This window comes from Myxococcales bacterium (genome assembly GCA_016712525.1).
Classification (GTDB): domain Bacteria; phylum Myxococcota_A; class Polyangia; order Polyangiales; family Polyangiaceae; genus JAAFHV01.
Genome location: JADJQX010000007.1, coordinates 659928 through 685508 on the forward strand (window position 1 = coordinate 659928; position 25581 = coordinate 685508).

General features: G+C 70.5%; 24 protein-coding genes. 12 read left to right on the top strand and 12 right to left on the bottom strand.

The window, feature by feature from the left end; translation table 11 throughout:
* Positions 1 to 2: 2 nt before the first annotated feature.
* Positions 3 to 626, bottom strand: coding sequence for a hypothetical protein (locus tag IPK71_19935; protein MBK8216004.1), 624 nt, complete (start codon positions 624 to 626; stop codon positions 3 to 5).
* Between the two features lie 180 nt (positions 627 to 806).
* Between IPK71_19935 and mce the strand changes: the two genes are divergently transcribed.
* The 4 genes from mce (at position 807) to IPK71_19955 (ending at position 4012) form a co-directional block, all read left to right on the top strand.
* On the top strand, positions 807 to 1226 hold the full coding sequence (gene mce, locus IPK71_19940; protein MBK8216005.1) for a methylmalonyl-CoA epimerase: 420 nt from the start codon (positions 807 to 809) through the stop codon (positions 1224 to 1226).
* Between the two features lie 241 nt (positions 1227 to 1467).
* Positions 1468 to 2622, top strand: a complete 1155-nt coding sequence (locus tag IPK71_19945) for a PEGA domain-containing protein (GenBank protein MBK8216006.1) — start codon at positions 1468 to 1470, stop codon at positions 2620 to 2622.
* A gap of 14 nt (positions 2623 to 2636) precedes the next feature.
* On the top strand, positions 2637 to 2924 hold the full coding sequence (locus tag IPK71_19950; GenBank protein MBK8216007.1) for a hypothetical protein: 288 nt from the start codon (positions 2637 to 2639) through the stop codon (positions 2922 to 2924).
* Positions 2925 to 3022: 98 nt separating this feature from the next.
* Complete coding sequence (locus tag IPK71_19955) at positions 3023 to 4012, top strand: PilT/PilU family type 4a pilus ATPase (protein ID MBK8216008.1); 990 nt, start codon at positions 3023 to 3025, stop codon at positions 4010 to 4012.
* Positions 4013 to 4092: 80 nt separating this feature from the next.
* On the opposite strand, the gene IPK71_19960 is transcribed toward IPK71_19955, so the two are convergent.
* Positions 4093 to 4725 (bottom strand): hypothetical protein, encoded by a 633-nt coding sequence (locus tag IPK71_19960; protein MBK8216009.1) that lies wholly within the window; start codon positions 4723 to 4725, stop codon positions 4093 to 4095.
* 59 nt (positions 4726 to 4784) lie between these two features.
* Between IPK71_19960 and IPK71_19965 the strand changes: the two genes are divergently transcribed.
* Entirely contained in the window at positions 4785 to 6080 is a 1296-nt protein-coding gene (locus IPK71_19965; GenBank protein MBK8216010.1) for a RelA/SpoT domain-containing protein, read from the top strand.
* Between the two features lie 36 nt (positions 6081 to 6116).
* On the opposite strand, the gene IPK71_19970 is transcribed toward IPK71_19965, so the two are convergent.
* Positions 6117 to 6458: a response regulator gene (locus tag IPK71_19970; protein MBK8216011.1), complete on the bottom strand. Its 342-nt coding sequence runs from the start codon at positions 6456 to 6458 to the stop codon at positions 6117 to 6119.
* A gap of 214 nt (positions 6459 to 6672) precedes the next feature.
* Here IPK71_19970 and IPK71_19975 point away from each other — a divergent pair, with 214 nt between their 5' ends.
* Together IPK71_19975 and IPK71_19980 are read left to right on the top strand one after the other, a co-directional pair.
* A complete protein-coding gene (locus IPK71_19975; GenBank protein MBK8216012.1) occupies positions 6673 to 7515 on the top strand; it encodes an MBL fold metallo-hydrolase in 843 nt (280 codons plus the stop codon).
* A gap of 2 nt (positions 7516 to 7517) precedes the next feature.
* Positions 7518 to 9053: a sigma-54-dependent Fis family transcriptional regulator gene (locus IPK71_19980; protein ID MBK8216013.1), complete on the top strand. Its 1536-nt coding sequence runs from the start codon at positions 7518 to 7520 to the stop codon at positions 9051 to 9053.
* Between the two features lies 1 nt (position 9054).
* Here IPK71_19980 and IPK71_19985 read toward each other — a convergent pair whose 3' ends face one another.
* The gene (locus IPK71_19985; GenBank protein MBK8216014.1) at positions 9055 to 10896 is read right to left on the bottom strand and encodes a hypothetical protein; all 1842 of its coding nucleotides are present in this window, start codon (positions 10894 to 10896) and stop codon (positions 9055 to 9057) included.
* An 83-nt stretch (positions 10897 to 10979) separates the two neighbouring features.
* Here IPK71_19985 and IPK71_19990 point away from each other — a divergent pair, with 83 nt between their 5' ends.
* Together IPK71_19990 and IPK71_19995 are read left to right on the top strand one after the other, a co-directional pair.
* Positions 10980 to 12524, top strand: coding sequence for a two-component sensor histidine kinase (locus IPK71_19990; protein ID MBK8216015.1), 1545 nt, complete (start codon positions 10980 to 10982; stop codon positions 12522 to 12524).
* 9 nt (positions 12525 to 12533) lie between these two features.
* Positions 12534 to 13883, top strand: a complete 1350-nt coding sequence (locus IPK71_19995) for a sigma-54-dependent Fis family transcriptional regulator (GenBank protein MBK8216016.1) — start codon at positions 12534 to 12536, stop codon at positions 13881 to 13883.
* A gap of 54 nt (positions 13884 to 13937) precedes the next feature.
* Here IPK71_19995 and IPK71_20000 read toward each other — a convergent pair whose 3' ends face one another.
* The 6 genes from IPK71_20000 to IPK71_20025 form a co-directional block, all read right to left on the bottom strand.
* Entirely contained in the window at positions 13938 to 14771 is an 834-nt protein-coding gene (locus tag IPK71_20000) for a hypothetical protein (GenBank protein ID MBK8216017.1), read from the bottom strand.
* Entirely contained in the window at positions 14768 to 15196 is a 429-nt protein-coding gene (locus IPK71_20005) for a hypothetical protein (protein MBK8216018.1), read from the bottom strand. Before IPK71_20005 ends, IPK71_20000 begins: the two co-directional genes overlap by 4 nt.
* The gene (locus IPK71_20010) at positions 15193 to 17187 is read right to left on the bottom strand and encodes a PHP domain-containing protein (GenBank protein ID MBK8216019.1); all 1995 of its coding nucleotides are present in this window, start codon (positions 17185 to 17187) and stop codon (positions 15193 to 15195) included. The genes IPK71_20005 and IPK71_20010 overlap by 4 nt, the downstream gene beginning before the upstream one ends.
* Positions 17130 to 17513, bottom strand: coding sequence for a hypothetical protein (locus IPK71_20015; protein ID MBK8216020.1), 384 nt, complete (start codon positions 17511 to 17513; stop codon positions 17130 to 17132). The genes IPK71_20010 and IPK71_20015 overlap by 58 nt, the downstream gene beginning before the upstream one ends.
* Before the next feature lie 261 nt (positions 17514 to 17774).
* A complete protein-coding gene (locus IPK71_20020; GenBank protein ID MBK8216021.1) occupies positions 17775 to 19502 on the bottom strand; it encodes a hypothetical protein in 1728 nt (575 codons plus the stop codon).
* Between the two features lie 107 nt (positions 19503 to 19609).
* Positions 19610 to 20536, bottom strand: coding sequence for a DnaJ domain-containing protein (locus tag IPK71_20025; GenBank protein MBK8216022.1), 927 nt, complete (start codon positions 20534 to 20536; stop codon positions 19610 to 19612).
* 251 nt (positions 20537 to 20787) lie between these two features.
* On the opposite strand from IPK71_20025, the gene IPK71_20030 reads away from it, so the two are divergent.
* Positions 20788 to 21453 (top strand): 50S ribosomal protein L25, encoded by a 666-nt coding sequence (locus tag IPK71_20030; GenBank protein MBK8216023.1) that lies wholly within the window; start codon positions 20788 to 20790, stop codon positions 21451 to 21453.
* A 6-nt stretch (positions 21454 to 21459) separates the two neighbouring features.
* Positions 21460 to 22056 carry an aminoacyl-tRNA hydrolase gene (locus IPK71_20035; protein ID MBK8216024.1) on the top strand — a complete coding sequence of 199 codons (597 nt, stop codon included), beginning with the start codon at positions 21460 to 21462 and terminating at the stop codon, positions 22054 to 22056.
* Between the two features lie 82 nt (positions 22057 to 22138).
* Here IPK71_20035 and IPK71_20040 read toward each other — a convergent pair whose 3' ends face one another.
* The gene (locus IPK71_20040) at positions 22139 to 22972 is read right to left on the bottom strand and encodes an MOSC N-terminal beta barrel domain-containing protein (protein ID MBK8216025.1); all 834 of its coding nucleotides are present in this window, start codon (positions 22970 to 22972) and stop codon (positions 22139 to 22141) included.
* Between the two features lie 118 nt (positions 22973 to 23090).
* Here IPK71_20040 and IPK71_20045 point away from each other — a divergent pair, with 118 nt between their 5' ends.
* Positions 23091 to 24620 (top strand): flavohemoglobin expression-modulating QEGLA motif protein, encoded by a 1530-nt coding sequence (locus IPK71_20045; protein MBK8216026.1) that lies wholly within the window; start codon positions 23091 to 23093, stop codon positions 24618 to 24620.
* Between the two features lie 45 nt (positions 24621 to 24665).
* Here IPK71_20045 and IPK71_20050 read toward each other — a convergent pair whose 3' ends face one another.
* Positions 24666 to 25460 (bottom strand): enoyl-CoA hydratase/isomerase family protein, encoded by a 795-nt coding sequence (locus IPK71_20050; protein MBK8216027.1) that lies wholly within the window; start codon positions 25458 to 25460, stop codon positions 24666 to 24668.
* Positions 25461 to 25581: the final 121 nt, after the last annotated feature.

Consider the following 25581-nt stretch of genomic DNA (forward strand, 5'->3'; position numbering starts at 1 on the left):
TGTCAGCCGCCGAAGACCTTCTGTGCGATCGCGATGATGCGCTTCGAGGTGTCGGCCGTGAGGCCCGTGCCCGGGTGGGGCCACGCGAAGTTCTCGCCTTTGACCTGGTTGCACGAGAGCGACACCATCACGTCGGCCGGGGGGCCGCCGGTGGCCGAGCCGAACGAGAAGCCGAACTCGGCGTAGAGGCAGTTCGTCGCGGCGTTCGTGAAGTTGCTCTTCGTGCCGAAGATCGCGAGCGCCTCTTCGCGCTGCGCCTTGTCGTTGAGGGCGCTGTAGCCGAGGATGCGGAAGTTGTGGAAGCGCTGGACCTGCTCCTGGCCGGGGGCGGGGGTCGCGGCGCCGCCGGGGATGAGGCCCGGCGGGATGAGGCCCGGCGGGAGCAACGACGCGCCGGCCGTGATCCACTGCTGGAGCTGGGGCGGGAGGCCGGGCACGGCGGCGCCCGGGGTGGCCGCGGCTTGGGCCGGGGGCTCGTAGTTCTGGAGCCGGTAGACCGTGATGGGCGCGTTCTTCATTTGGTCGAACGGGGCGGCCAGCGAGGGCGCGCAGCCGGTCGAGAACGCGAGGAGGCCCACGAAGGCCACGGCCGAGAGCGAACGAAGCGAGACGGAACGAAGGGACATTTCGAGACCTCCAAAGGGAGAAGACCGCGGCCAGAGAGAGCGGGCCCGCGGAGCTTACCAAGATTTCCACGGGCGAGCGGGCACAAGATCCGAACGTGCCGTCCGGCCTCGAGGCGGGCCCCTCTCGTTCGTCGGAATCGGGCCCGCGAGGCGAGGGAGGCGCGCTATGGAAGAAGGGAAATGTTCAAAGTAAAGAAGATTGATCACGTGGCCGTGTGTGTCGCCGACATCGACGCGGCGGCTGCAAAATACAAGGAAGCGCTCGGGCTCGAAGGCACCGTGAGGGAGGTCGTGGCCTCCCAGAAGACCGAGGCGCTCCTCCTCCCGATTGGGGACTCGAGCCTCGAGCTCATCGCGCCGAAGGGCAACGAGGGCCTCGCCAAGTTCCTCGAGAAGCGCGGGCCGGGCCTCCACCACGTGGCCGTCGAGGTCGAGGGGATCGAGGCCGCCCTCGCGTTCCTGAAGGGGATCGGTGTCCCGCTCATCGACGAGGCCCCCCGGAAGGGCGCACGCGGTCACAAGGTGGCGTTCGTGCATCCCAAAGCCACCGGCGGAGTCCTGGTCGAGCTCGTCGAGCCGGACGAGCAGGCGCACACCTGAGCTCGCGTTCGCGGCCGGTGCTTTCTGCCGCACGGAGGCCGGGGAGCCGCGCTTTGTGCCTCGGAGCGCTCGGATGTTTCATCCCGCGCTACGAGGCGAAACGGTGACGGGCGTGTTTCCATCGCGTCGAGGCGCTGCGATGCGGTGAAATCGGCATGGAAAAGCGGCCTCCTTCCTAGTACGGTTCGGCGCGTCGCTCACGCCCCACGGGCTGGGTAGAACCAGGAGGATCGCTTTGAAGATGTCCCGCACTCGGATGGTCTCGGCAGGGCTGGCTCTCGTCATGACGGCGACGGCGAGCGCTCCGGCGTTCGCGCAGCCCACTCCCGCGACGCCCCCCACCATCCCGGCGAAGCCCGCTCCCGCCCCCGCGGCGAAGCCTGCTCCTGCGCCGCAAGCCGCGCCGGCCGCCAAGCCCGCGGCCGCCCCTACAGCCCCCAAGGCCGCCCCGGCCCCGGCTGCCGCGAAGCCCGCCGATCCCAAGGCGCTCGTCAAGTCGGGCGACACCAAGATGAAGGCGGGCGACTTCGCGGGTGCGCTGGCCGATTATCAGGCTGCCGACGCCGTGAAGCCCACCCCGGAGCTCGCCTTCGCGATCGCCGAGTGCCACGACAAGCTGCTCGCCTTCCGCGACGCCGTGCCCGCGTACGAGCGCTTCCTCGCCGCTACGCCGCCGCCCGCGAAGCTCAAGGACAAGGTCGAGCCGGCGCAGAAGCGTGTCGCCGAGATCAAGGGCATGCCGGGAAAGGTCCACCTCGAGTCGGGCCCGCCCAACGCGACCGTCCTCGTCGACCAGAAGCCCTTCGCCGAGAAGACCCCGACGGACCTCGACCTCCCCCCGGGTAAACACACGATCCGCGTCGAGGCCGAGGGCTTCGAGCCCGCCGAGCGCGAGGTCGACGTGCTCTACGCGGCCAAACAAGACCTCTCGGTCGAGCTCGAAAAGAAGGCACCCCCGCCGCCTCCGCCGCCTCCCCCGGTGGTGGCCGAAGCTCCCAAGCCTGCGCCGCCCCCGCCGCCTCCGCCGCCTCCCCCGAGCAAGCTCCCCGCGTACATCACGGGCGGCATCGCGGTCGCCGCGCTCGGCGTCGGGACCGGATTCGGCATCGCGGCCCTGTCGAAGTCGAGCGACTTCAAAGACAACCCGACGACCGAGACCGCCGACGCGGGAGAGAACGCGGCGCTCGTGGCCGACATGTGCTTCGGCGTGGCCATCACGTTCGGTGTGACGTCGGCGGTGCTCTTCCTCACGAAGGACGCGCCCAAGGCCGCCCAGGTCGGAGCCCCGGCGAAGGTCGCCGCCAAGCCCAAGGCCGAGGCGCCGCGCGTGAGTATCGTTCCCCCGCCCTACATCACCCCACAAGGCGGCGGCGCGGGTGCGCTGATTCGTTTCTGATCGCGAGGCATCCCATGACGAAAAAAGCGCGCCTTCTTCTCCTCGTGGCCTCGCTGGGCGTGGCCTTCCTTGCCGGTTGTGAGCTCATCGTCGACTTCGATCGAACGAAGATCCCTGCCGAAGCCGTCGACTCGTCGGTGCCCCCGCGCGACTCGTCGACCGACACGTCCGCCCCCGATGCCGGCTCGGACGCGACGGCCGACGCGACCGTCGACGCCACGCCCGACGCGAGCCCCGACGCCGCCTCCGACGCGAGCTCGGACGCCTCCGGCGACGCGGCGGACGCGGCCGACGGTTCGTGAGCGGAGACACCCGAGGTTCGAACCAAGAGAGCGTCTACGGCAACGAGGCGTTCTTCGCTCAGCTCCTCGGCAAGGCCGTGGCGGCGCAGGCGAGCGACATGCACCTGCGCGTGGGGGCGCCCCCTTCCGCGCGGGTTCGTGGCGATCTCGTCCCCTTTCGAACCGATCCGCTGAAGGCCGCCGACACGGAGGCGATCGCGCGCCTCGTGCTTCGTGGCTCCAAGAGGGGTGTCGACCTCGACGCGCTCCAGGAGGTCGACGCCTCCTACGTGGCGCCTGGCGTGGGGCGTTTTCGCGTGAACGTGTACCGGCAGCGCGGCTCGATCGGGATCGTGCTCCGCGCCATTCCGACGCGCATCCCGCTCATGACCGAGCTCGGCGTCCCCGCCGCGTGCGTCCCCATGTGCGAAAAGGAGCGTGGCCTCGTGCTCGTGGTCGGCGCGGCCGGCAACGGCAAGAGCTCCACGTTGGCCAGCATGGTGGGCCACCTCAACGAGACGCGCGCGCTCCACATCGTCACGGTCGAAGATCCCATCGAGTTTCTCCACGAGGACCGGCGCTCGAGCATCAGCCAACGTGAGGTGCACATCGACACGGGCTCCTTCGCCGACGCCCTCCGCGCGGCGCTTCGGCAAGATCCGGACGTCATCCTCGTGGGCGAAATCCGCGACGAGCTCACGCTCGACGTGGCGCTGATGGCCGCCGAGACCGGGCACCTCGTCCTCGCGACGCTCCACACGCCCGACGTCACGCGCACGGTGAGCCGAGCCCTCGCGCTCTCGCCCAAGCGCGCCGGGGCGGTCGAGGAGATGCGCGATCGCCTCGCCGACTCTCTCCAGGGCATCGTCGCGCAGCGCCTCTTGCCGGCCGCCGAAGGGGGAGGCCGGGTCCTCGCCGCCGAGGTGCTCGTGGCGACCGGCACGGTCCGCGAGGCGATCAAGCGGCCCGAGCACAACCCCCCGCTGAAAGAGCTCATGGAGAAGGGCGTGCACCCGTACGGGATGCAGACCTTCGAGATGCACCTCCAGCGCCTCGTCGCCGCGGGGCTCGTCACCCGCGACGTGGCCCGCGCGGCAGCGTCGTTCTGAGGTTCCCCGGGACACGTGGGCGCGAACGTGCCCGCGCTCGGGTGACAAATTTTCGTTTGGAAACGATGGGTTGCGTGCGCCTACTCGTCCATCGTGGCGCAGTGGTCGGCGAACACGTGGCCCCGAATGGTGCCCTCCTCGAACGTGGCCTCGAGGTCGAAGGCGACCTTGTCCGGAGGGGTTCCTTCGATCGCCACGACCGTGAGCTTCGCGGCGGTGGCCTTGTCGAGCGGCTTCTTGGTGAGAAGCTCCTTGAAGTCGAGGAGGGTGACCGCGAGTCCGTCGGCGAGCGTGAGCGTCTTTCCTTCGCTACCGACCTTGATGCCGCTCACGATGAGCGTGCGGTCGGGGGTGGGGGAGTTTTGCTTGGGGCACTCGGGCGCGCCGCCCGCATGGACCTCGACCGTCACGCCGGAGACGTTGGGACCGGTCTTGTCACGGCCGAACTGGGCGCGCTCGAAGGAGGCCGTGACGGCGCCGTAGGTCGCCCCGAGGGCGAGCGTGCGGCACGCGCCCGTGCAGCCCGCGTCGGGGCCGCTGCCGTCCGGGGCCGAGGTGTCGGGGGCACCGGCCTCGCTCACGGGCTGCCCGCTGTCGGCCTCGGCGCCCCCGTCGGGGGTCGTCGTGCCCGTCTCGCTGCACCCGACGCCGAGCGCGACGAGGACCGAAGAGAAGAGTCCCACCGAGAAGAGCCAGGAGGAGCCGCGTCGCATGCGCCGAGGATAGCCGATGGCGGCTTGCCTTCGACGCGAAACCGGCCGATGGTCGAGGCGTGGACGCCGTTCGTGCCTTCCTGCTCGGGTACGCCGAGCGCTTCGTCGCCTACGAAGCGTGCGCCCTCGCGGTGAGGCAGGCGCTCCGCAAGGCGCTCCGCGACGAGGGCGTGCGCGCGATCGTGACGTCGCGCGCGAAGAGCGAGGAGCGCCTCGAGGCGAAGCTCCGCGCTCGTGAGCGCGCGCGAGGGGCCGCGTACGAGAGCCCGGCCGAGGTGGCCGCCGACATCCACGACCTCGTGGGCGCGCGTGTCGCCGTCTATTTCCCGGGCTCGCAGGCGCGCGTGAACCGGCTGCTCGAAGAGCGCTTCGAGGCCGCGAGCCCGAAGCGCACCTTTCCACACGAGGTGGAGCGAGCGGGACCGATGCGGGCGACGCACGACGGCGGCGCGTACCGTCCGAGGTTCTCGGGTTACTCGGCCACCCACCATCGCCTCCTCGTCCCGGCGTCCAGCCTCCCGGCGGAGGCCGCGCTCGTGGCTCCGGAGGGGCGCATCGAGGTCGAGGTGCAGGTGGCCTCCGTGCTCATGCACGCCTGGGCCGAGGTGGAGCACGATCTCGTCTACAAACCCGTTTCGGGGCCGCTCTCGCTCGACGAGCACGCCGTCCTGGACGAGCTCAACGGCCTCGTCTTGGCGGGGGAGATCGCCCTCGAGCGCCTCGAGCGCGCGGAGGCCGCGAGGACGGCCGCACACACGCTCCCGTTCGACGACGCCTTCGCGCTCGCGGCCTTCCTCGCCGTCCGAGGGGCAGGCGACGAGGGGCTCGGCGCGACCGACGTCCTCTTCGCGCTGCTGCGTCGCTTCGAACGTGCGACCCCCGCGGCCGTCGCCGAGCTCGTGTCCCGTGATCGCGCGAGCGTGTCGCCCTCGGGCGCGCCGCTCGCGGATCGTCTCGCGGCGCTCTTTGCCGAGGGGGATCCCGAGCGCCTCGAGGCGCTCCGCGCGATCGCCGGGGGGCGCGCGGTGCTCGATTTCGCCGAGGCGGGCGGGCGCGAGCTCGGGGAGTTCTTCGAGGCCGGCCGCACGGTCGATCGCGTCGTCGGAGAGCTCCTCGGAGGGATCGGCGAGTGGGGCAAGAGGCTCGTGGTCTCGGACCGAGGCGCCGAGCTCTTGGCGCTCCGCGGGGAGCTCACCTCGGAGGAGGCGACGGAGCTCGTTCGGCTACGCCGCGCGCGCGACCGCATCCTGGGTCAAGAGCCAGGTTTGCTCCCGTCCGACGTCGTCCGCACGACCGAGGCGCTCCTTGCCTGGATCGCGCGCCTCGAGGAGCGACGAAGAACATCGCCGCGCTGAGCACGAGCGGCATCGTCGTGGGCCTCCTGTCCGAGCTCACGCGCGCTCGAGCCGGGCCCTCACCCAGTCGATCGCGCGGTCGAGCTCGTCGGGCTTCGTGAAGACCGGTCCGAAGGCCGCGGCCTCGACGGTCTCGCGAGACGACGTGAAAAACGCGATGGGCACGTCGGGCTGCCCCTTGCGGAGGTGCTCCGCCACCACGGTGCCCTTGTCGTCACCGAGGTCGAGGTCGAGGAGCGCGCACGAGAGACCGGTCCCGTCGATCGCGAGCGCCTCGGCCACGGAGCCCACGCACGCAGGCTCGATCCCCGCCTTGCGCAGCTCGCGGAGCAGCGCGTACCGGGCCACGGGAGAGTCGTCGGCGAGGAGGACCTTCATCGGCTGCCGTCCATGATCGACCACCTTTAGGCCATCTCGCGCGGGCGCGCACGTGCTCTCGAACGGCGCACCCGCTCCGATCGGGTGCTCGAGACTTGCGCACCATGAACCTTAGGTCACGTCGACAAGCTTGAAATGACTGCAGTTTCGGCCTGGCACGCCGCGCGCAAAGGGAGAGCGCGCCGGGGTCGTCTCGGCGAGAGGAGCAGGAGCCATGGACGTCACATTTTTCGGGGTTCGCGGGAGCATCGCGTCGCCAGGGGCCGAGACCGCCCGGGTAGGCGGCAACACGAGCACGATCGAGGTGCGCTGCGGGGATCGTCGGATCGTCCTCGACGCGGGGACGGGGCTCCGCGCCCTCGGGCAACGCATGCTCGCCGCGGGCGACGAGCGCAAGCTCACCCTCCTCCTCAGCCACTACCATTGGGATCACATCCAAGGGCTCCCGTTCTTCACCCCGATCTACATGCCCGGCACGGAGATCGAGGTCGTGGGTCAGAAGAGCGGCCTGCTCGGCGTGAGGGACGCGCTCGAGCTCCAGATGGGGGCCCCCGTCTTCCCCGTGCGCTTCGGCGATCTCCCGTCGCGCATCGTGCCGAGGGAGGTGCGCCCGCGCGAGCAGTTCGACGTCGGGGAGGCGCGCGTCCGTGTGGCTCGTGGCAATCATCCGGGCGGCGTGCTCGCGTACCGCATCGATTTCGGCGGAGCGAGCCTCGTCTACGCGACCGACACCGAGCACTACGCGTGTCTCGATCCCGAGCTCTTCGCGCTCGCCGAAGGCGCGACGATGCTCGTCTACGACGCGCAATACACCGAGGCCGAGTACCGCGCCAAAGTGGGGTGGGGGCACTCGACCAACGTGGCGGCGGCGGAGCTCGCGCGCGCCTCGGGGGTCGAGCAGCTCGTGCTCTTTCATCACGATCCGACGCGCGACGATGCGGGGGTCGCGGCCATGGAAGCGGAGACCCAGGGGCTCTTCGCGGCTACGGTGGCGGCGCGTGAGGGGGCGACCTTTCGCCTCGGCCGGGGAGGCTCGCCGAGGAAGCTCGTCGCGTGACGATGCCTTCGACCGGGTGTGAATCGGGGCGCGGCTCGGGTAATCGTACCCAGGTGTCGCGCCATCTCTCGCTCCTCGTCGATCTCGCCGCGCTCCTCGGTCGCGAGGTCGACCTCGACGCCATCCTGCGGAGCGCCTGCGAGCGCGTGGCCGACGCCCTCGGCGCCGAGCGCGCCACCGTGTGGCTCGTAGACGCCGATCGCGGGGACCTCGTGAGCCGCGTCGCGCTCATGGCCGACCTCTCGTCGATGCGGCTCCCGCTCGGGCGTGGCATCGCGGGCTGGGTCGCCGAGCGTGGCGAGTCGGCGCGCGTGGCGCGGGCCGCAGACGACCCGCGATTCTCCTCTCAAGTTGATGAAAAGACGGGGTTTTTGACGGAGGCGGTGCTCGCCGTTCCCATCCGTGAGGAGCCCGCCGCGCCCGTGCGTGGCGTGCTCCAAATCCTGAACCGCAAGGGCGGGGGACCTTTCGACGAGGACGACGAGCGGACACTCACGGTGCTCGCGCGCGAGCTCGGTCGCGCCCTCGCCATGACGACCCTGCGCGCGCGGGACGCTGCGGCTCGAGGCGTGACGCTGCGCGGGCCCATCAACCGCATCGTCGGGACGAGCCCCGCGCTCCTTCGCGTGTACGAGAAGGTGGCGCTCGCCGCCAAGACCCCCGCGCACGTGCTCCTGCGCGGCGAGACCGGCACTGGCAAGGGCCTCTTCGCCCGCGCGATCCACGCGAACTCGGCCCGTCAGGCGCGGCCGTTCGTCGTCGTCGATTGCACGACGTTGCCGCCGACGCTCGTCGAGAGCGAGCTCTTCGGTCACGAGCGCGGCGCGTTCACGGGCGCCGATCGCCGCGTCTTGGGCAAGGTGGAGCAGGCCTCCGGCGGGACGCTCTTCCTCGACGAGATCGGGGACCTCACGCTCGAGAGCCAGGGCAAGCTCCTGCGCTTCCTTCAAGAGAACGCGTACGAGCGCGTGGGCGGACGGGAGACCCTCCGGACCGACGCGCGCATCGTGGCGGCGACGCACAGAGACCTCGAGAGGCTCGTGGCCGAAGGGCGCTTTCGGCAGGATCTCTACTATCGAATCCGTGTGGTCGAGATCGAGATGCCGCCGCTCCGCGATCGCGGACGGGACGAGACCGTCGAGCTCGGGCGCCACTTCGCCGAGACGTTCGCACGGGTCTACGAGCGGCCGCGGCCCGTGTTCGACCCGGCGTTCGAGGCGTGGCTCGGCACGCACACGTTCCCGGGAAATGTGCGCGAGCTCGAGCACGCGGTCGAGAGCGCCGTCGCTCTGTCTCCGGACGGGGTGCTGCGGCTCCCGGACGAGCCACGCCGTGACGGCGCGCGCGAGGCGTCCTCCGCGACGGGGGCCGAGGCTCACGTCGCGCTCGCGCAAGGCCTCCGGCTCGACGAGGTCTCGAGGCGCTACGCGGAGGCCACGCTCGCCCGTGTGGGTGGGAACAAGTCCGAGGCCGCGCGCCATCTCGGGGTGTCCCGCAATACGCTCGCGCGCCTCTTGGAGGCGAAAAAGACGAAATGAATCAAAGGTTTCGCTCGGTGCTCACCGTGCGCGCCCCGGGCTGTGCCCGGAGGTGGACGAGCACCGTGCGTGTCTCGGCCTCGTAGAACCACGCGCTCTCGGCGGCGTCGAAATCGGCGCGTGAGGCCGCCGCGACGATCGGTGTCGTCCCCTCGAGCACTCTCGCCGGCGCGGCGTCGGCGCGAATGCGCAGCGCGAGCGGGGCAGGGCTCCGCGAGACGGAGGTGACGCTGCCTTGCGCGGTCGCCTCGGTCTCGAGGCGGGTCGTCGTGCCATCGTCGTCGTGCACGACGAAGGACGATTTGGGCCCTGGATAGACCGCCACGGTGAGCCGGCCCTTCGAGGCGCGTGTGCCGTGGCCGGTCACGTCGTTCTCGACATTCATCGGGACGATCGCGCCCTCGCGGACGTAGAGCGGGATGCGTGTGCGGTCGCGCATGTCGACCCGTGAGAGCGTCGTGCCGCCGGCGATCGGCTCGGAGGCGGGGCTCCAATAGTCGTAGTAGCGCGCGCCTTGGGGCAGCGTGACGTCACGCACGCCCGTGCCGTCGAGGATGGGGGCGACGAAGAACGCCTTGCCGAGGGCGTAGCGGAAGTCTCCGGCCCAGAGCGGGTCTTCGCCGAGCGGATCGAGGAGCGGCGGCCCACCCGCGTACGCCTCTTCGGCGAGGCTGTAAAAGAACGGCACGAGCTCGTGGTGCAGCCACGACCAGTACCGATACCCACGGACGGTCTCGTCGGCGCGGTCGGGGACCGTCCAGGGGGCGAGGTTCGCGCGCCCGTGGAGCTGCATGAACGGGCCGAGTGCCCCGATCGCCGTCCAACGGAGGAAGTTATCTTGATCGAACGGGACCTCCTTCGTGAGGTCCTTGTCGTCGCGATCGAGGTACCCGCCGATGTCCGAGCCGACCACGACGTACCCCTTGCGGGCCGAGCGGAACATGCTGTCGAGCGCGTCGGCGAGCCCTACCCAGTCGCGCCGGTTGTCTCCGACCCACGCGACGGGGGCGTCCTCGGGGCGCGCGAAGAAGCGCCCCGCGTACTGGTACGACGCATCCCACGGCCGGACCATGGTCGTGAACTCGGTCCCGCGCTGCGCGACGCCGTAGGTGTAGAAGTCCTTGTAGTAGGCCTCCGAGTACTCCTGGAGCGAGACCTCGCCCTTCTTCGACGCCATGGGCTGAGGCAAGATGTAGTTTTCGCCGAAGTCGAGCTTCCACCCGTCGATCTTCGGCAAAACGCGCCGCTGGAGGCCGTGCCACCACGCGACGGCCTCGGGGTTGAAGAAGTCGACTCCGGCCCCGCGGCCCTTCCACCAGAACGACGTCTCGCCGTTGTTCACGTAGTAGCCGCACGTCGCCCCTCGCTCGAAATCCGGGGCGGGACCCTCGTACGAGTCGCCGCCCTTCTCGACGTCGAACGACGTCTCGTTCATGTTCGACGTCATCCACAAGACGAGCTTGATGCCCTTGCCGTGGAGCTCGTCCACGAGGCCATCGAAGCCGCCGTACCGCGACGGGTTCGGGATGAACGAGTGGTAGCTCGTCTCCCAGGGGCTATCGAGCACGACGACCCCCACGGGGATGTCGCGCGAGCGAAACCCCTCGACGAACGCGCGTGTGTCGTCGGTCGAGGAGATGTCCTTCGAGATCCACGGCTCGAACGCCCATCGTGGTGTGTGGCGGTTCGGTTGGGGGACGACCTCTCCCGTGCCCTCCGGAGGGCTGCACGCGCCCGCGTCGGCTTCGGGGGCCGGGCTCGGATCGGAGCCGCACGCGGCGGCGGCCGCGATCGTGACGAGGAGAAAAGGAACGAGGACGAGCCCGCGCGTGGATGACGCCATCCGAGGTAGACTATCTCGGGCGTGGGGGGCGCCGCGAGAGCCGCGCGACCCCTTGGCACGCGTTTGGCAAAGGACGAGCTACCGTGCTGCTCCGCCTGTCCGACCCCGACATCATGAGTGGCGACGACAGGCTCACCCTCGGCTCGAGCATCGTCTTCCTCGCCCTCGCGGGCCTCTCGGCCATGAGGGCGCGTCGTGAGCCACTCGCGCTCGCCTTGGGCGCGCTCTACCTCGACCTCTTCGCGTACGATCTCCTGGATCTCATCGCGAACAACGCGCGCGACGAGGGGCCACCCAAGTGGCTCAACGCGGCGAGCGCGTGCCTCGCCGTTCCGCTCGCCTTCGCGGTCGTCGCGACGTTCGTCGGCGAGCGCCGCCGCCTCCGCGTCTTCTCACGGGCCCTCTTCGTCTACTTCGGCGGCCTCGGGGCGGGGTGCCTCGTCCCGTTCGTTTTCCCCGGGTTCGCCTGGTTTCCGCTGAGCGCCACGTGGGCGTACCTCGTCGCCGTGGGCCTCACGATCGGGCTCGCCCACGCCATCCTGCTCCTCGTTCGTCACCTGCGCTCGTGCGCCGAGGACGAGCGCCCGAGCGCGACGCTGGTCCTCGCCGCGTTCGTCTTTGGTGTGGGCGGATGTGGGACGGACGTATTCGCGATCGCGGGTTTGCCGGTGCCGAAGCTCGCGGCGTGGGGGCTGCTCGGGAGCGGAGTCTTGCTCGCCGCCGGCACGCTCCGTTTCCAGCTCGTCCGCGGGCTCACACCAAGGGCGCTGCTCACCTCCATCGCGATCGCCGTCGCGGGCATCGTCGCGCAGCTCGCGATGGTGCGGTACTTCAGCGCGAACCTCGCGCTCCTCGTGCTCTCTTCGGTGGTGGTGACGCTCGCCGTGTGGGGCGCGCTCCGGCACATCAGCGGCCTCTTCGCCGAGCGAGACGCGCGCCTCCGCTACCACGCGACGCTCGGGCGGCTCGCCGCTCAGATGGCGCACGACGTGAGGAACCCGCTCGCGGCGGTCCGTGGGAGCGTCGAGTTCTTGCTCGAAGAGCGGGCTCGCGGCCGATCCGTGGACCCACACGACGCCTACCTCACGCTCATCTTGGAGCAGGCCGACAGGATCGGCCGCGTCGTCGAAGACTACCAACGGCTCGGCCGCGCGGAGGCCGTGCCGGCGCGGCTCGACGCCCTGGGGCTCCTTCGCGACGTGGTCGACGCCCAACGGCTCGCTATCGGGGAGGGCGTTCGGATCGAGCTCGTCGGCGACGAGGCCGTCGCGGTGATGGCCGACGGTGGTCTCGTCGCGAGCGCCGTCGAGAACCTGGTGCGCAACGCGAGCGAGGCGATGCCAGGGGGCGGCGCCGTGCGGGTCGAGCTCCTCCTGAGGCCACCGCTCGCCGTCGTCGTCGTGGAAGACGACGGGCCCGGGATGGACGCGACGACCCGGGAGGCTGCCCTCGACGACTTCTTCACCACCAAAGCGACCGGCTCCGGGCTCGGGCTCTCCTTCGTGCGGCGTGTGGCCGAAGCCCACGGGACCCGCGTGCGCCTCTCGAGCGCTCCCGGCAAAGGCACGCGCGTCGAGCTCCCGCTCCCCCTGGCAGACGAGCCCCCCGCCTCGTCGGGAATGGACTAGCCTCTCATGATGGGATCCTCGCGAGAAAGAGCCCACGTCCTGGTCGTCGACGACGACGTGGCCGTTGGCACCGTGATGGGCGCGCAGCTTCGCCAGGCGGGGTATGCCGTCACGGTCGTGCCCTCCGCGGAGCGCGCTCTCGCCGCGCTCGACGACGCGCCGTACGGGGTCGTGCTCACGGACATTCGAATGCCGAAAATGGATGGTCGCGCCCTGATGGCGGAGGTCCACTCGCGCTGCCCCGAGCTCCCGGTGGTGCTCGTCACGGCCCACGCGACGGTCTCGCTCGCCGTCGAGTCCATGAAGGCCGGGGCGGCCGACTTCGTCCAGAAGCCGTTCGACCGCGAGGAGCTGCTCTTCGTCGTCGCGAAGGCCCTCGAGGGGGGGCGGCGCGCTATCGACTCGGTTCCGGAAGTGTCCGAAGATAAAGGGCTTTTTGGCGCGTCACCCGTGATGGCCGCGGTCCGCGACCTCGTCGCTCGCGCCGCGCGTTCCATGGCGACCGTGCTCGTCTCGGGCGAGAGCGGCACGGGCAAAGAGCTCATCGCTCGGGCCATCCACGACGAGAGCCCTCGCCGCGACAAGCCGTTCATCAAGCTGAGCTGCGCGGCCTTTCCGGACACGCTCCTCGAGAGTGAGTTCTTCGGCTACGAGAAGGGGGCCTTCACCGGCGCTTCACAGCGCAAGCCCGGCCGCATCGAGCTCGCCCACGAGGGCACGCTCTTCCTAGACGAGATCGGCGACATCACTCCGGCGACGCAGGTGAAGCTCCTCCGGGTGCTCCAGGAGCGCGAGATCGAGCGGCTCGGTGGCTCGAAGCCCGTGAAGGTCGACGTGCGGTTCGTGGCTGCCACGCACCGCGATCTGCCCGCGATGGTCGCGAGCGGGTCGTTCCGGGAAGACCTCTACTACCGGCTCGCGGTCGTCCCTCTCGAGGTGCCGCCGCTCCGCGCGCGCCAGGGTGACGTCGAAGTCTTGGCCGAACGGTTCGCGCGCTCGCACCTCGGCCGCACGGGGGAGCCGGCGACGTTCGAGCCACCTGCGCTCGCGCGCCTCGCGGCGGAGAAATGGCCCGGGAACGTGCGTCAGCTCCAGAACTTCGTCGAGCGGGTCGTCGTGCTCTCGGACGCGGCCCGGATCACCCTCGACGACGTCGAGCGAGAGCTCCGTCGCGGCGCCCCGCAGGCGGCGCACGAGCCCCACCGGCCCACGCTCGAGGCGGCCGTCCAGCAAGCGGGGCGCGACGCCGTCAAAGAGGCGCTCGCGCGCGCGAACGGCAACAAGACCCTCGCCGCACGCATCCTCGGGGTGAGCCGTCGCGCGCTCTACTACAAGCTCGAGGAGCTCGGGATCTCGTGAGCGTGCAACCGTGAAGCACGCGTGTGCAAGGCGCTGCACACCCCGCACCCGGCGTCAGAGCCCGTCCCACCCGAGCGACAGCCCGACCCCCGCCGTCGTCCGATCGCGGCCGAGCATCGGGAACGTGCCCCCGAGCGCCACGAAGGCGTTCCGGAACGGATAGAGCCGAAGCTGCACGCGCGGGTCGAACGAGTCGAGGGGGCGCAGACCGAACCCCGCCGCGATGCCGAACGCCCTGGCAGGGCGAGCGACCGCGTCGACGGCGAGCACGGGAGAAGAGCCCACCGTCACACGTCCGCTCGTGGTCACGAAGGTGGTGGGGAATGCGAGCGTCCCGACGACCTCGAGCCAGCCGTTCGCGCGGAGGAGGCCCGTGAGCCCGTGCTCGAGCCCCTGCCGGGTCGCGTTCGTGTAGATCGTCTCGGTCGGGAGGAGCACGCGTCCGAACGTGACCAGGCGAAAGGACCCGCTCTCCGCGACCGGCACGTGGAGACCGAGCGCGCCCGCGCCGAGGGAGGCCCGCTCGGCCTCGACCGTGGCGTTCGCGACGAAGCGGTACTCGACGCCAGGCATGACGACGGAGAGCCACGTGCCGCGGGAGAGAGCCACCGTGGCGCGCACCTGCGTGCCCGCCAGGAGCGTGCCGTAGAAATCGCGTTCGGCGACGAGCAGCGCGCCCCGCGATTCGAGCGCGACGCGGGTCCTCGCGCAGGCCTCCTGGGAGGTGCCGAAGTCGGCGGGACCGAAGAGCGGCACACGCGCCGGCGTGCCCACGCCAGGCCGAGGATCGTCGCAGGGAGACGCGGCGTGCGCCGCACCTTCGACCATCGTCGAGGCGACGAGCAAACCCGCCGCGAGCGCCTCCGCGCGTGTGCCCCCTCGACTCACGGTGCGAGCCCCGGGGCGGTCCAGCCGTCCCCCTTGCGGTCGACGAGCCAGGGGTTCGTGAACGCCGTCGCCCAGTGTCCGGGCGCGATCACGTGCGCCGAGAAGCGAGGATCGTCGACGCGCGGTCGCCCGGGCTCCTCCCAGGTCTCGTCGTCGTCACGGCCGATGCGGTCTCGTTCATCGATGACCCCGTCGTGGTTCATGTCGGTCGTGTCGGGGCGCCCGTCTGGATCGAGATCACGCGCCGGCACGGGCGGGAGGCCGGCCTCGACGACGATCCAGGCGTCCTTGTCGGCCGGCACACGCGCGAGGAGGTCCTCGAGGGGGAGCGAGCCCGCGAATCGGACGATGCCATCTTTCCCGAATGGATTCGAAGGTTTGCGGAGGTCGTTTCCTCCGATGGTGCGCACCACCGTGCCGTTCACGACGACGCGCACCTCGGTGACGGGGATCCAGGGGCCGCGCGCACCTCGAGGTTCAACGTCGCGCCCGAGCGAGGCTGGAACGGCTTGAGGCCCGGGCCTTCTCCCCCGAGCGTCGCGACGATGACCGGCCCGTTCGTGCCCACCATGTGTCCTTGCCGCACGTCCTCGTCGAAGCGCTCGGGATCGAACGAGGCCAACGTGTGCCCACCGAACACGAGGTTCCGTGGATAGCCGAGGACCTCCACGGCGAGGGTGTGCGAGTCGCTGTTGGCCGTGCCACCGCGGACGATGCCCTGGCTCAAGAACGAGAACCACGCGAGGCGGTAGTCCGAGTGCTGACGCGTCGACGTACCGTTCATCACCTCTTGCACGTCGTACGCGAGGGCGGTGGTCCCCGCGGTCGACGCGCGCACGAGCTGCCCCGGTCCCGTGTCGCTCGGCGCGTTCGGCACGGTCGTGCGCACGTCGTAGCCGATCGCGGTCAAGAAGCCCTCGTCCCGCCCGAAGCTCGACCCCGCGAGCGGATGGTTCATCTGGATGACGCCGCGCCCGACGAACCCTGGCCTCACGCGGTCGAAGAGCGCCCCCGGCTCCAAGAGCTCCTCCCATGGGAGCCCGTTGCGAGGCAGGTCCGTGTCGGCTCGCAGAGGCCAGAAGTTGTAGTGCCCGACGACCTTCGGGATGTCGGCGTCCGGGGGCCTGTAGAAGAGCACGTGGCCCGTCGTCTCGGCTCCCGGGAGCACGCGGACACGCCCCTCGATGCCAAGCTCGCGGATCGCGCGTTCGTAGGTCGTCACGACGTCGTGGTCGGTCGCCGCGATCACGTCGACGCCCGTGGCCACGAACGAGCGCGCGCGATCCCGCTCCGGGAGGCTGCTGTCGAAGCTCGCGCCCGCATGGACGTGGAAATCGGCCGACAGCACCCCCGCGGGGAGCAGGTCCGGGAGCGCGTCGACGACGAGCGCGGCGCGCGCCACGGTGCCTCGGGCGATCGTGACCTCGGCGCGCGCGAGGGTGGCGAAGGGCCCTCGGGTGCCGTAGACGAAGTACTTCCCGTCGGGGACGACGAGCTTCACGCGCCCGTCGCCCGCGGTGAGCGCGCGGTTGCACGCCGGCGAGCCCCCGTGGGCGGGGCCGAGCCATGGTGCGCACCGGGCCTCGTCGAAGACCCCGTGCGTCGAGCCCCGCGTCCGCTCCACGTCGGCCTCGTCCACGGGCGTGAGCACGACCTCGCCGAGCACGGGGCGCCCGGCCGAGTCTGCCAGAGTGACCTCGAGCAGCCCGACGTCGGGCACGACCACGTCGGGGACCAGGCCGCCCGAGGTAGGCAACGGGACGGTGTCACGGAGCGGGCGTCCGAGGACGTGGGGCGCGAGCCGGAGAGACCTCCCGGAGGGCACACGCGCGCGAAACGTGCCGTCGACCGCGGGGACGATCTCGGTCCACACCGTGCGCTCGGAGGGCGACTCTCCCGACGCGCCGTCGCCGCGCTCCACCACGAGCAGGCTCGGGTGCTCGTCTCGCGCGACAGGTGAGCCGTCGGGGTGCACGACCCGCCCCGTCACCTCGACGGTCGCCTCACCGAAGAGCTTCTCTCGCGCCTCGAGCGCGAGGTCGACCGCGTGGGAGACCCCGGCGCCGTCCGCCACGACGACGAACCGCTCGAACGCGAGGGAGTCGCCCGGCATCACGATCGTGCGAGGGAGCCCCGTCGCGCTGATCGACGTGCTGTGGAACCCCGCGAGCGTGCTCCGCCCGCACGCGAGCTCGGCGTAGGCGCTGCCGCCCTCACGCTCCGGCCTCGCGGCGACGAACGCGCTCTCCCCGAAGCTCTTGTCGAGCTCCGTCAGGTCGAGGTCCGGGTGTGTGTAACCGCGCCCACGGCCGGGCACGAAGGGGATCGCCTCGCGACCGCCCCAGTAGAGCGCGTCGCTCAAGAAGAACGTCTCGGGCTCGCGGCCGCCGTGGAAGAGCTCCGTCCTGATGCGCACACCGGGCTCGCAGGGGCGAAGCTCGTACCTCGTGACGACGCTCGTCCGCGGCCGACCGTCGAGCACGCCGCGGACCACGACGGCGACGTACTCGGGGGCGTGGTCGTCGACGTCGATGCGCGTCGCGCGGACCGCGTCGCCGGGAGGATGCCGGTCGCTTGGAAGATCTGATTGAGCTCGTCGTCCGAGGTGCCGCCCTTCGGGACGAAATCGAGCATCGTGCCGCCCGTGGGGGCGAGGTAGTGGGGGGCGTCGAGGGCGTCGAGCACGAGCCTCACGCGGTCGTTCTCGAGCACGAGATCGCCGCGGGCCGCGAGCGCGTTCATCCCGGGAGGGCGATCTCCGAAACCGCTTATCTTTCGGATGGATACGGAAGGCGCCGAGCAAGTGTAGGCGAGCCCCTCACACGCAGGGCGAGGCCGGCAGACACCGTCGTCGCCGCCGAGGCACCCGTCGGCCGAGGCGCACCCACGAAGGGAGACGAGCGCCCCGAAGGAAGCCACGAACCCGAGACCGAGGGCGAGCCTGCGACCGTGCATCGCCCCCGAAGCTAGCATGCACCGTGCCACGCGGACCGCGAGGCTCGGTCAGAAGCCGACGTTCGCGATGGGCGTGACGGAGAGGAGCCCCCCCTCCTTGGCGTAGTTGACGAGGCCGATCTGGAGGCCCTCGAGGCGACCTGTCATGTTGACGACGCCGACCTGGACCCCTTTGGCCACCGCCGCGACGTTGAGCACGCCCACCTGGGCTCCCTTCATGCGGTTCGAGAGGTCGGCGACGCCGAGCTGCACTCCGACGAGCTCTTTGTCGACGTAGCTCGCGACGCCGACCTGGAAGGCGCCGGTGAAGCGGTCGGTGAGGTTCAGCGCGCCGATCTGCGTGACGCCGCAGAAGTGCTTGCCGACGTAGTTGAGCGGGGCCACCTGCGCGAACGCGTAGGCCTCGTGATCCACGAACGTGGCGAGCCCGGCGGTTTGGAGCACCCCGCGAAAATCGTGGTCGACCATGGAGAAGGCGCCGGCCTGGACGAGCCCGCGGAACGTCTCGTGGTCGTTGTCGCCGTTGTCGACGTGGATCCCGAAGACCTCCCGGTAGAGGTTGTTGCCGACGTAGCTCACGACGCCGACCTGGCCGAGGCCCGAGAAGGTGCGGATCGTGCTGGCCAAGAGCCCGACCTGGACGCCACCGGTGAAGTCCTCGCCGACGACCGACACGGCCGAGAGCTGGGCTCCCGTGGTCACGTTGCCCTCCGGGAAGATGTTCGCGACGGCCACGTGGGCGAGCGAGTGCGCGTGCGCGCGACCTCCGAGGTTGCCGAGGCCGAGCTCGAGCCCGAGGTAGGTGTCGTCGTGGGTCACGTTCCCGAGGCCGACGCGGCCGAGCGCGACGTGCGTGAGGGACGAGTCTCGCGAGTCGTCCTCCGCGGCGGCCATGTTGAGGAGCCCGATCTGCCCGACGCCGACGAAGCCACCTGCGTCGTTGCGCGGCGCGATCTGGACGAGCCCGATCATGTCACGTGCCTCGTTCCCGACGAGGGAGAGCTGGCCGAGGCCATAGAAGGTGTCGAGGACGGTGTTCTTGCGCACGGCGAACGCGAGCCCACCGACGAACGTACGCGCCTCGGTGCGCCAGCTGGCGACCTGGGCGCCGCCGTAGAAGGCGTCGGCGGTCGCGGTGGCGAGGCCGAGCTCCGCGACCCCCGCGAACGTGCCGGCCTCGGCCTCGAGGCCCGCGTGGAGCACATGACGATCGGGCGTCCTCGGCGGTGGATCGTCCGGGGGTGGGGGAGGTGGCACGTACGGTGGTGGGTCGGGCTCGACCTCCTGCGGTGTCTCGGGTGTGCCGTCGGGCGGGGGCAGCGGGCGCACCGTCCCGAGGGCGAGCTCGCCGCGGAGCTGGGCCACGAGGTCGGTGAGGAGCGCGCGCGTGACCGACTCGGGTGTGCGCCCCGCGGGCACCTCGAGCTCGGCCCGCGCCTGCGCCACGATCGCGCGGGTCTCGAGATCGCGGATCTCGCCGACGACGACGAGCCTGCGCCCGACGAAGGTGACCGTGGTCACGAGCGCGGACGTGGCGACCGCCGAGAGCGCGGGCCCGGTCCCCGCGACCGCGATCACCGTCACCCCGGAGCGCCCGACCTCGGCCCGCAGGTGCGTCGAGAGCCGCGCGCGAACCTCCTCCGTGAGCCCGTGGCGAGCGTCCTCGATTTCGACCACGGCGACGCTCGAGGGGATCGCCGCTTCGGCTCGGGCCTCCGCCCCGAGCACCGAGAGCGCGACGATGAGGGACGACACCCAGGCCGAGCGCGTTCGCATGGGCCGAGCGTAGCAGGACGCGGCCAGGCGGAGCGGATCCCTCGTGAGGTTTGGCTTGTCGTGTAAGTGTTGGATAGTGTTTGGTAAACGCGGGGTGGAGGCGTTCTTCAAAGCGTGACCGCTTCGCGGAGGGGGGGGCCGGGTAGCTCCGCGTCGAGGCGCGCGAAGATCGCGTCGAGGCGGTCGGTCGAGGCGGTCGGCAGGGCGACGTCGAGCCGCACGAGCAGATCTCCCGACGTGCCTCGCGAGCCCGGGACACCCTTGCCACGCACCCGCAGCACGGTGCCCGGCCCGGAGAGCGGCGGGACGCGCAGCGCGATCGTCCCCGAGGGGGTGGGCACGGAGATCGTCGCCCCGAGGTAGGCCTCGGCGACCGTGACGGGGAGGGCGAGGCGCAGATCGCGCCCCTCGACGCGGAAGGCCGCGTTCTCGGCGATTCGTACGTCGACGAGGAGATCCCCGGGGGGCCCATTCCCTTCGGAAGCGAACCCGAGCCCCGTGAGGCGGGTGGTGAACGCGCGCGTCGTGCCCCGAGGGACGTCCACGCGGTGCCCGTCGAGCCCGCGCGATCCCGCGTTGCCGACGAGCTCGAGGGTGACGCCGCGAAGGGCGTCGCCGAGGGAAATGGCCACCCCCACGAGGCGATCGTCGCCGGGGCGCTCGTCCTTCTTCGGTCGCAGGAGCACGCTCAACATCTCGAGGCCGTTCGTGGGCCCTCGGCCGGTCGGTTCGCTCGCCGAGGCGCGCTCCCAAGCTACGGTGACGCGCCGCACCTGAGGCACTCGACGGCGAGGCCTGCCTCGTGTCGCGTCGTAGTCCGCGCGGCGCGACGGGTCCGACAAGATGGCGTAGGCCCGCCCGAGCGCCTTGAAGCGCGCGTCGCCGTCGCGGGCGTCCGGGTTCCGGTCCGGGTGGAGCTCCTTGGCGCGAGCGCGGAAGGCGCGGCGGAGGGTGGCCTCGTCGGCGTCGTCCGTCACACCGAGCACGGCGTAGAGGTCGTCGAGCATGCGCGTGAGACGTTCGACCTCGCGCATTCCCTGGGGCGAAAATGGCCCCTTGTGTGCGATAAATTCCCGCAAAGCTTCACGTTTCCGCCGTAGCTGCGTGCCGACGGCGCGGCCGCGCTCGGGCCGCCCTCCGCCCCGACCCGACGAATGTGCCGCGCTTTCGCTACCCATGCGGAGCTTCATCTGCTAAGGCCACCGCCCTCCCTCTCGGAGCCCGTGTGCCCAAGGCCCAGCTCCTATCGGGACCCATCGAGGAGAAGATTTTCGTCATGAGCTCCATGCCTTCCGTTCAGGCCGTTTCCCGTACCGCGTCCGGCAAGGGCGAGGCCCGCCGCGTCCGCGCCCAGGGTCACGTCCCCGCCATCGCCTACGGCAAGACCCTCACCGCCACCCCGATCGCCGTCCCCCCGAAGGACCTCCTCGCGATCCTGCGCAGCGAGAAGGGCAAGAACACCGTCATCAAGATGGCGATCGATAAGACCGATCTCCTCGTGATGGTGAAGGACTACACCTACCACCCCGTCACGCGCGTCCTCCAGCACATCGACTTCGTCGAGGTGAAGCTCGACCAGCCGGTCGACACCGAGGTGCCCGTGATCGTGAAGGGCAAGGCGGCGGGCGTCGTGCTCGGCGGCGTGCTCCGTCAGGTCTTCCGCACCCTCCCGGTGCGCTGCCTCCCGGATCGCATCCCGCTCAACGTCGAGATCGACGTCACCGAGCTCAAGCTCAACGAGGCCTGCGCGACCAAGGACGTGAAGCTCCCCGAGGGCGTCAGCGTTCGCCTCCCGGCCGAGCAGACGATCGTTTCGGTCGTGGCCCCCGAGAAGGACCGTGGCGAAGAGGCCGCGGCGGCTCCTGGCGCTCCCGCGAAGGACGCGAAGGCCGCTGCCCCCGCGAAGGACGCGAAGGCCGCCGCCCCCGCGAAGGACGCGAAGAAGAAGTAATCCGACGTGCTCGTCGTCGGCCTGGGCAACCCTGGGAAAAAGTACGCGGAGACCCGTCACAACGCGGGTTTCCTCGTCATCGACGCCGTGGCCAAGAGCGAAGGGCTCGAGGACTTCCGCGAGAAGTTCTCGGGCCTTTTCGCCAAGGGCCGCGCCTTCGGGAAGGACGTGGTCCTCCTGAAGCCCCAGACCTTCATGAACCTCTCGGGCGACTCCGTGCAACCCGCGATGGTGTTCCACAAGCTCGCGCCCAGCGACGTGATCGTGGTGCACGACGAGCTCGATCTGCCGTTCGGAGAAGTGCGCGTGAAGGTCGGCGGGGGCCATGCGGGGCACAACGGGCTCCGGTCGATCCTCGCGCGTGTCGGGAGCCCGGACTTCGTGCGGGTACGCGTCGGGATCGGGCGGCCTCCCCCGAGCTTCCCGGGCGACGTCGCGGACTACGTGCTCCAGGGCTTCGACGCGACCGAGCGAGCGCGGTTGCCAGCCCTGGTCGACGACGCCGTTCGAGCGCTCGAGCGGGTCGTGCGTGACGGCGCGGCCGCGGCGATGGGGGCGGTGAACGCCAAGAGCCCCCCGCGGAACGGCCCGAAGCGCGTGTGAGGCACGGGCCACCCTGGCCCGGGACGACGCGATTTCGGCCGGCCGGTCATGACCGGATGGACCAAGGCGTTGACCGGACGGCTCAGCGTAGGGTCACCGGATCCCCGACGCGGAGCGTCCCTGGGACACGGACGACGCTGTCGACGCCGAAGTAGACCGCCCTCTTTTCGCCTGCGGCGCGCTCGGCGTCGCTGGTCGGCGGGCGAGCGACGGCGAGCGCCGCGAGTGTCCCGCGGGCGCGGAGGCCCGTGTCGGGGTCCACGTCGACGACGGGGCAACGTGGGCATCGTTTCACGAGCCCGAGCACGACGCGGCCGTCTCCGACGACGAGCTCCCCCGCGCCCTCTTCGGCGAAGGGAGCGTCGCCGTCGATGACGACGTTGGCTCGGAACCTCGTGATGGAGGGGGTCTGCCCACCGAGCGCGGGTGCGATGGGCGAGAGCGACGCGAGGCTCGCGACGAGCAAAGGTGAGCCGTCCGCGAGCTCGGTCGTGCCGCCTCCGTAGCGGGCGTGGAGGGGCCTCTCGGACGCGAGCCCGAAGCGGACCAGGCGAACACGGGCGCCCGCGTGCGCCGAGAGGAGCTCGGCCGCCTCGTCTCCCGCGTCGTCGCAGACGAGCGAGTCGCCCCAGATCTGGACGCGGACCTTTTTTTCTCCCTCACGGCTCTCCCACGGGACGCGCAAGGTCCCGGAGTCGGTCCGGAGGGCGAGCTCGTCGCCCTCGCGGGTGGCGACGAGCCGCGCGAGCGCCGGACACTCGCGCTGGGTGTAGAAGCGCCCGGCTTCGTCGACGAGCATGAAGTGTCGGTCGCCGACGAGGCCGGTCGGGCTCGCGACGGCCTCGAGAACGTCGACACCCCGGGCGCTCTTCAAGGGATAGACGGTGAGGCGGGCGATGCGCACGGCGGGACCCATAGCACTCGCGGTGCTCCTTCCGCTCCCTTTGCGGCGCTCGTGGCGCGTGAGGTCGGCGTTCGGGTGCATTCGGCCTTTTGGGGTTCAAAAGGCACGAGAGGTGGGCGACAATCGGGGCATGGGCGAGCGTTCGGGCGAGGAGCGCAAAAAAGCGCGGGCCGACGACGACGACGCCAAAGAGGCGCGGCCCGAGAAGACCGAGAAGGCCGAAAAGGCCGAGGTCAAGGTGCCGCGCGAACGGGCCTCTCAGCACCGCGTGAGCGAGCCCGAGGCGCGCGCCCCCGACCACGAGCCCGACGACGACGACGACGACGACGCGCCCCCGCTCCCGTCGCTCCCGGCCATCCCGGTCGCAGGTCCGTGGCGGAGCTACAAGGAGGTCGTCGCGCAGCTCGCGAGCCGTATCGTCGAGGCGCAGCGGCCCATCCGCGTGCTCCAGGCCCTGCGCTGGGACGCCTCGGTCGAAGAGCAGTTCTTCCAGAAGAAGTGCCGGGAGCTGCCGGCCGTGAACGCCGAGACGTACGCCCGCATGGACTTGGGCTTCGAGCCGCGCGCGAAGGCCGTGGAGTTCGAGGAGATCGTGCGCGAGATCGACGAGAAGCTCGGCGAAAACGACGCGATCGGCGCCATCTTGGGCGCCTCGGCGCTCGAGTACCGTGACGTCGTGCGCATGCTCGGAATGCGCGGGACCCCGCATTTTTACGCCTTTTCGCGCAAGCTCTACGGTTCGACGAAGGACAAATTCCCCGACGGGAAGACCACGCTCCGGGACCTCGGGCACGTGCTCTACGACATCCTGACGAACGTCGAGATCGTCGACACGAGCGAGCAGAGCCGCCGGAACATCGAGGCGACGGCGGCCGCCGAAGAGCTCAACCGGCGCTTCCTCACGTACTTCGGCGACGACACCGTGCGCGTCCAGGTCGACGACGACATCTTGTCCGACGCGGCGGCGGGCTCCGACTACGTCAAGGTGCGCTCGGGTGCGCGGTTCTCCCCGCGGGACATCGACATCCTCGAGGTGCACGAGGGGTGGGTGCACGTGGCCACGTCTCTCAACGGGCAGCAGCAGCCGGTCGCGCGTTGGCTCGCGAAGGGCCCGCCGCGCACGACCACCGTTCAAGAGGGGCTCGCGGCGCTGCTCGAGATCTTCACCTTTCGCACCTACCCGAGGCGCGCGCGCAGGCTCAACGACCGGGTGCTCGCCGTCGACAAGGCCGAGGACGGCGCGAGCTTCCTCGAGGTGTTCGAGTGGTTCCGCACCGAGGGCTACGAAGAGGACGAGTGCTTCGCCAACACGAGCCGCATCTTCCGCGGCGGTCGTGTCGAGGGCGGCGCGCCCTTCACGAAGGACGCCTGCTACTGCAAGGGCATCGTCCTCAACTACGCGTTCATTCGGAGCGCCATCCAACAGAACCGAGCGGACCTCGTGCCGTTTTTGTTCGTGGGCAAGGTGGCGCACGAGGACGTGCCCGTGCTCGCGCGACGGGTGACCGATGGCGTCGTGAAGCCCCCGCGCTACCTGCCTCCCATGTTCCGTGACCTCAACGGCCTCGCGATTTGGATGGCCTACTCGACGTTCTTCACGCGCCTCGGCGGCGACGAGATCAGCGACTACTACGCGAAGCTCTTCGCCAAGGCGGGGTGAGAGGGCGCCCCGCCCGATGGCCAAAAGTACTTAAGATACGAGAGGTTAGCGGCCTCGGAACGCGGGTTTTCGTTTCTCCGTGAACGCGGCGAAGCCCTCTTTGGCGTCGTTCGAGACGAAGAGCTGCGACTGGAGCTCGCGCTCGAGGGCGAGGCCCTGTTCGAGGCTGCCGTCGAGGCCCGACTGCACGGCCCGCTTGATGCGCCCGACCGCGAGCGGTGCCCCGTGCGGGGTGCAGAAGCGGTGGCCGTAGTCGACCACCTGCCGCACGAAGGCCTCGGGGGTGTCGGCCTCGTAGACTTTGTTCACGATGCCCTCTTCGAGCGCCTCGGTCACCCCGAGCTTCGTGCCTTCGACCATGAGCTCGATGGCGCGCGCGCGGCCGACGAGGCGGCCGAGCCTCTGGGTGCCGCCCGTGCCCGGGAGCACACCCAGCGCGACCTCGGGGAGGCCAATCTGGAAGGCGCCGGCCCGCGCGATGCGGAGATCGCAGGCGAGCGCGACCTCGAGCCCGCCGCCCACGGTGTGCCCGTTCAAAGCGGCGATGCAGAGCTTGGGCGTCTGCTCGAGGCGGCTCAGTGTCTCGTTCGCGTGGAGGCAGAAGTAGTATTTGAAGGTCGCGTCGGCCTCGCGGAGCATGTTCACGTTGGCCCCGGCGCAGAAGAACTTGTCGCCGTGGCCCGTCAGGACGATGACGTGCACGTCGTTGTCGAAGCGCGCCTCGAGGATGCACGCGTCGAGCTCCTTCAGCATCTCGTAGCTGTAGGCGTTGACCGGCGGATCGTTCAGCGTCATCACGGCGACGCCCTTGTCCGTGGCGTAGTTGACCAGCGCTCCCATGGCGAACCTCCGGGGCCGCGCGGTGGTTCTCCGGCGTTCGCCCCGGGGAACTCCTTAGGCGACATGGTCGAGGTTCGCCAGTCGGTTCGTCGGCGACCCGGGTCGTTCTCGGGTCGCGGTT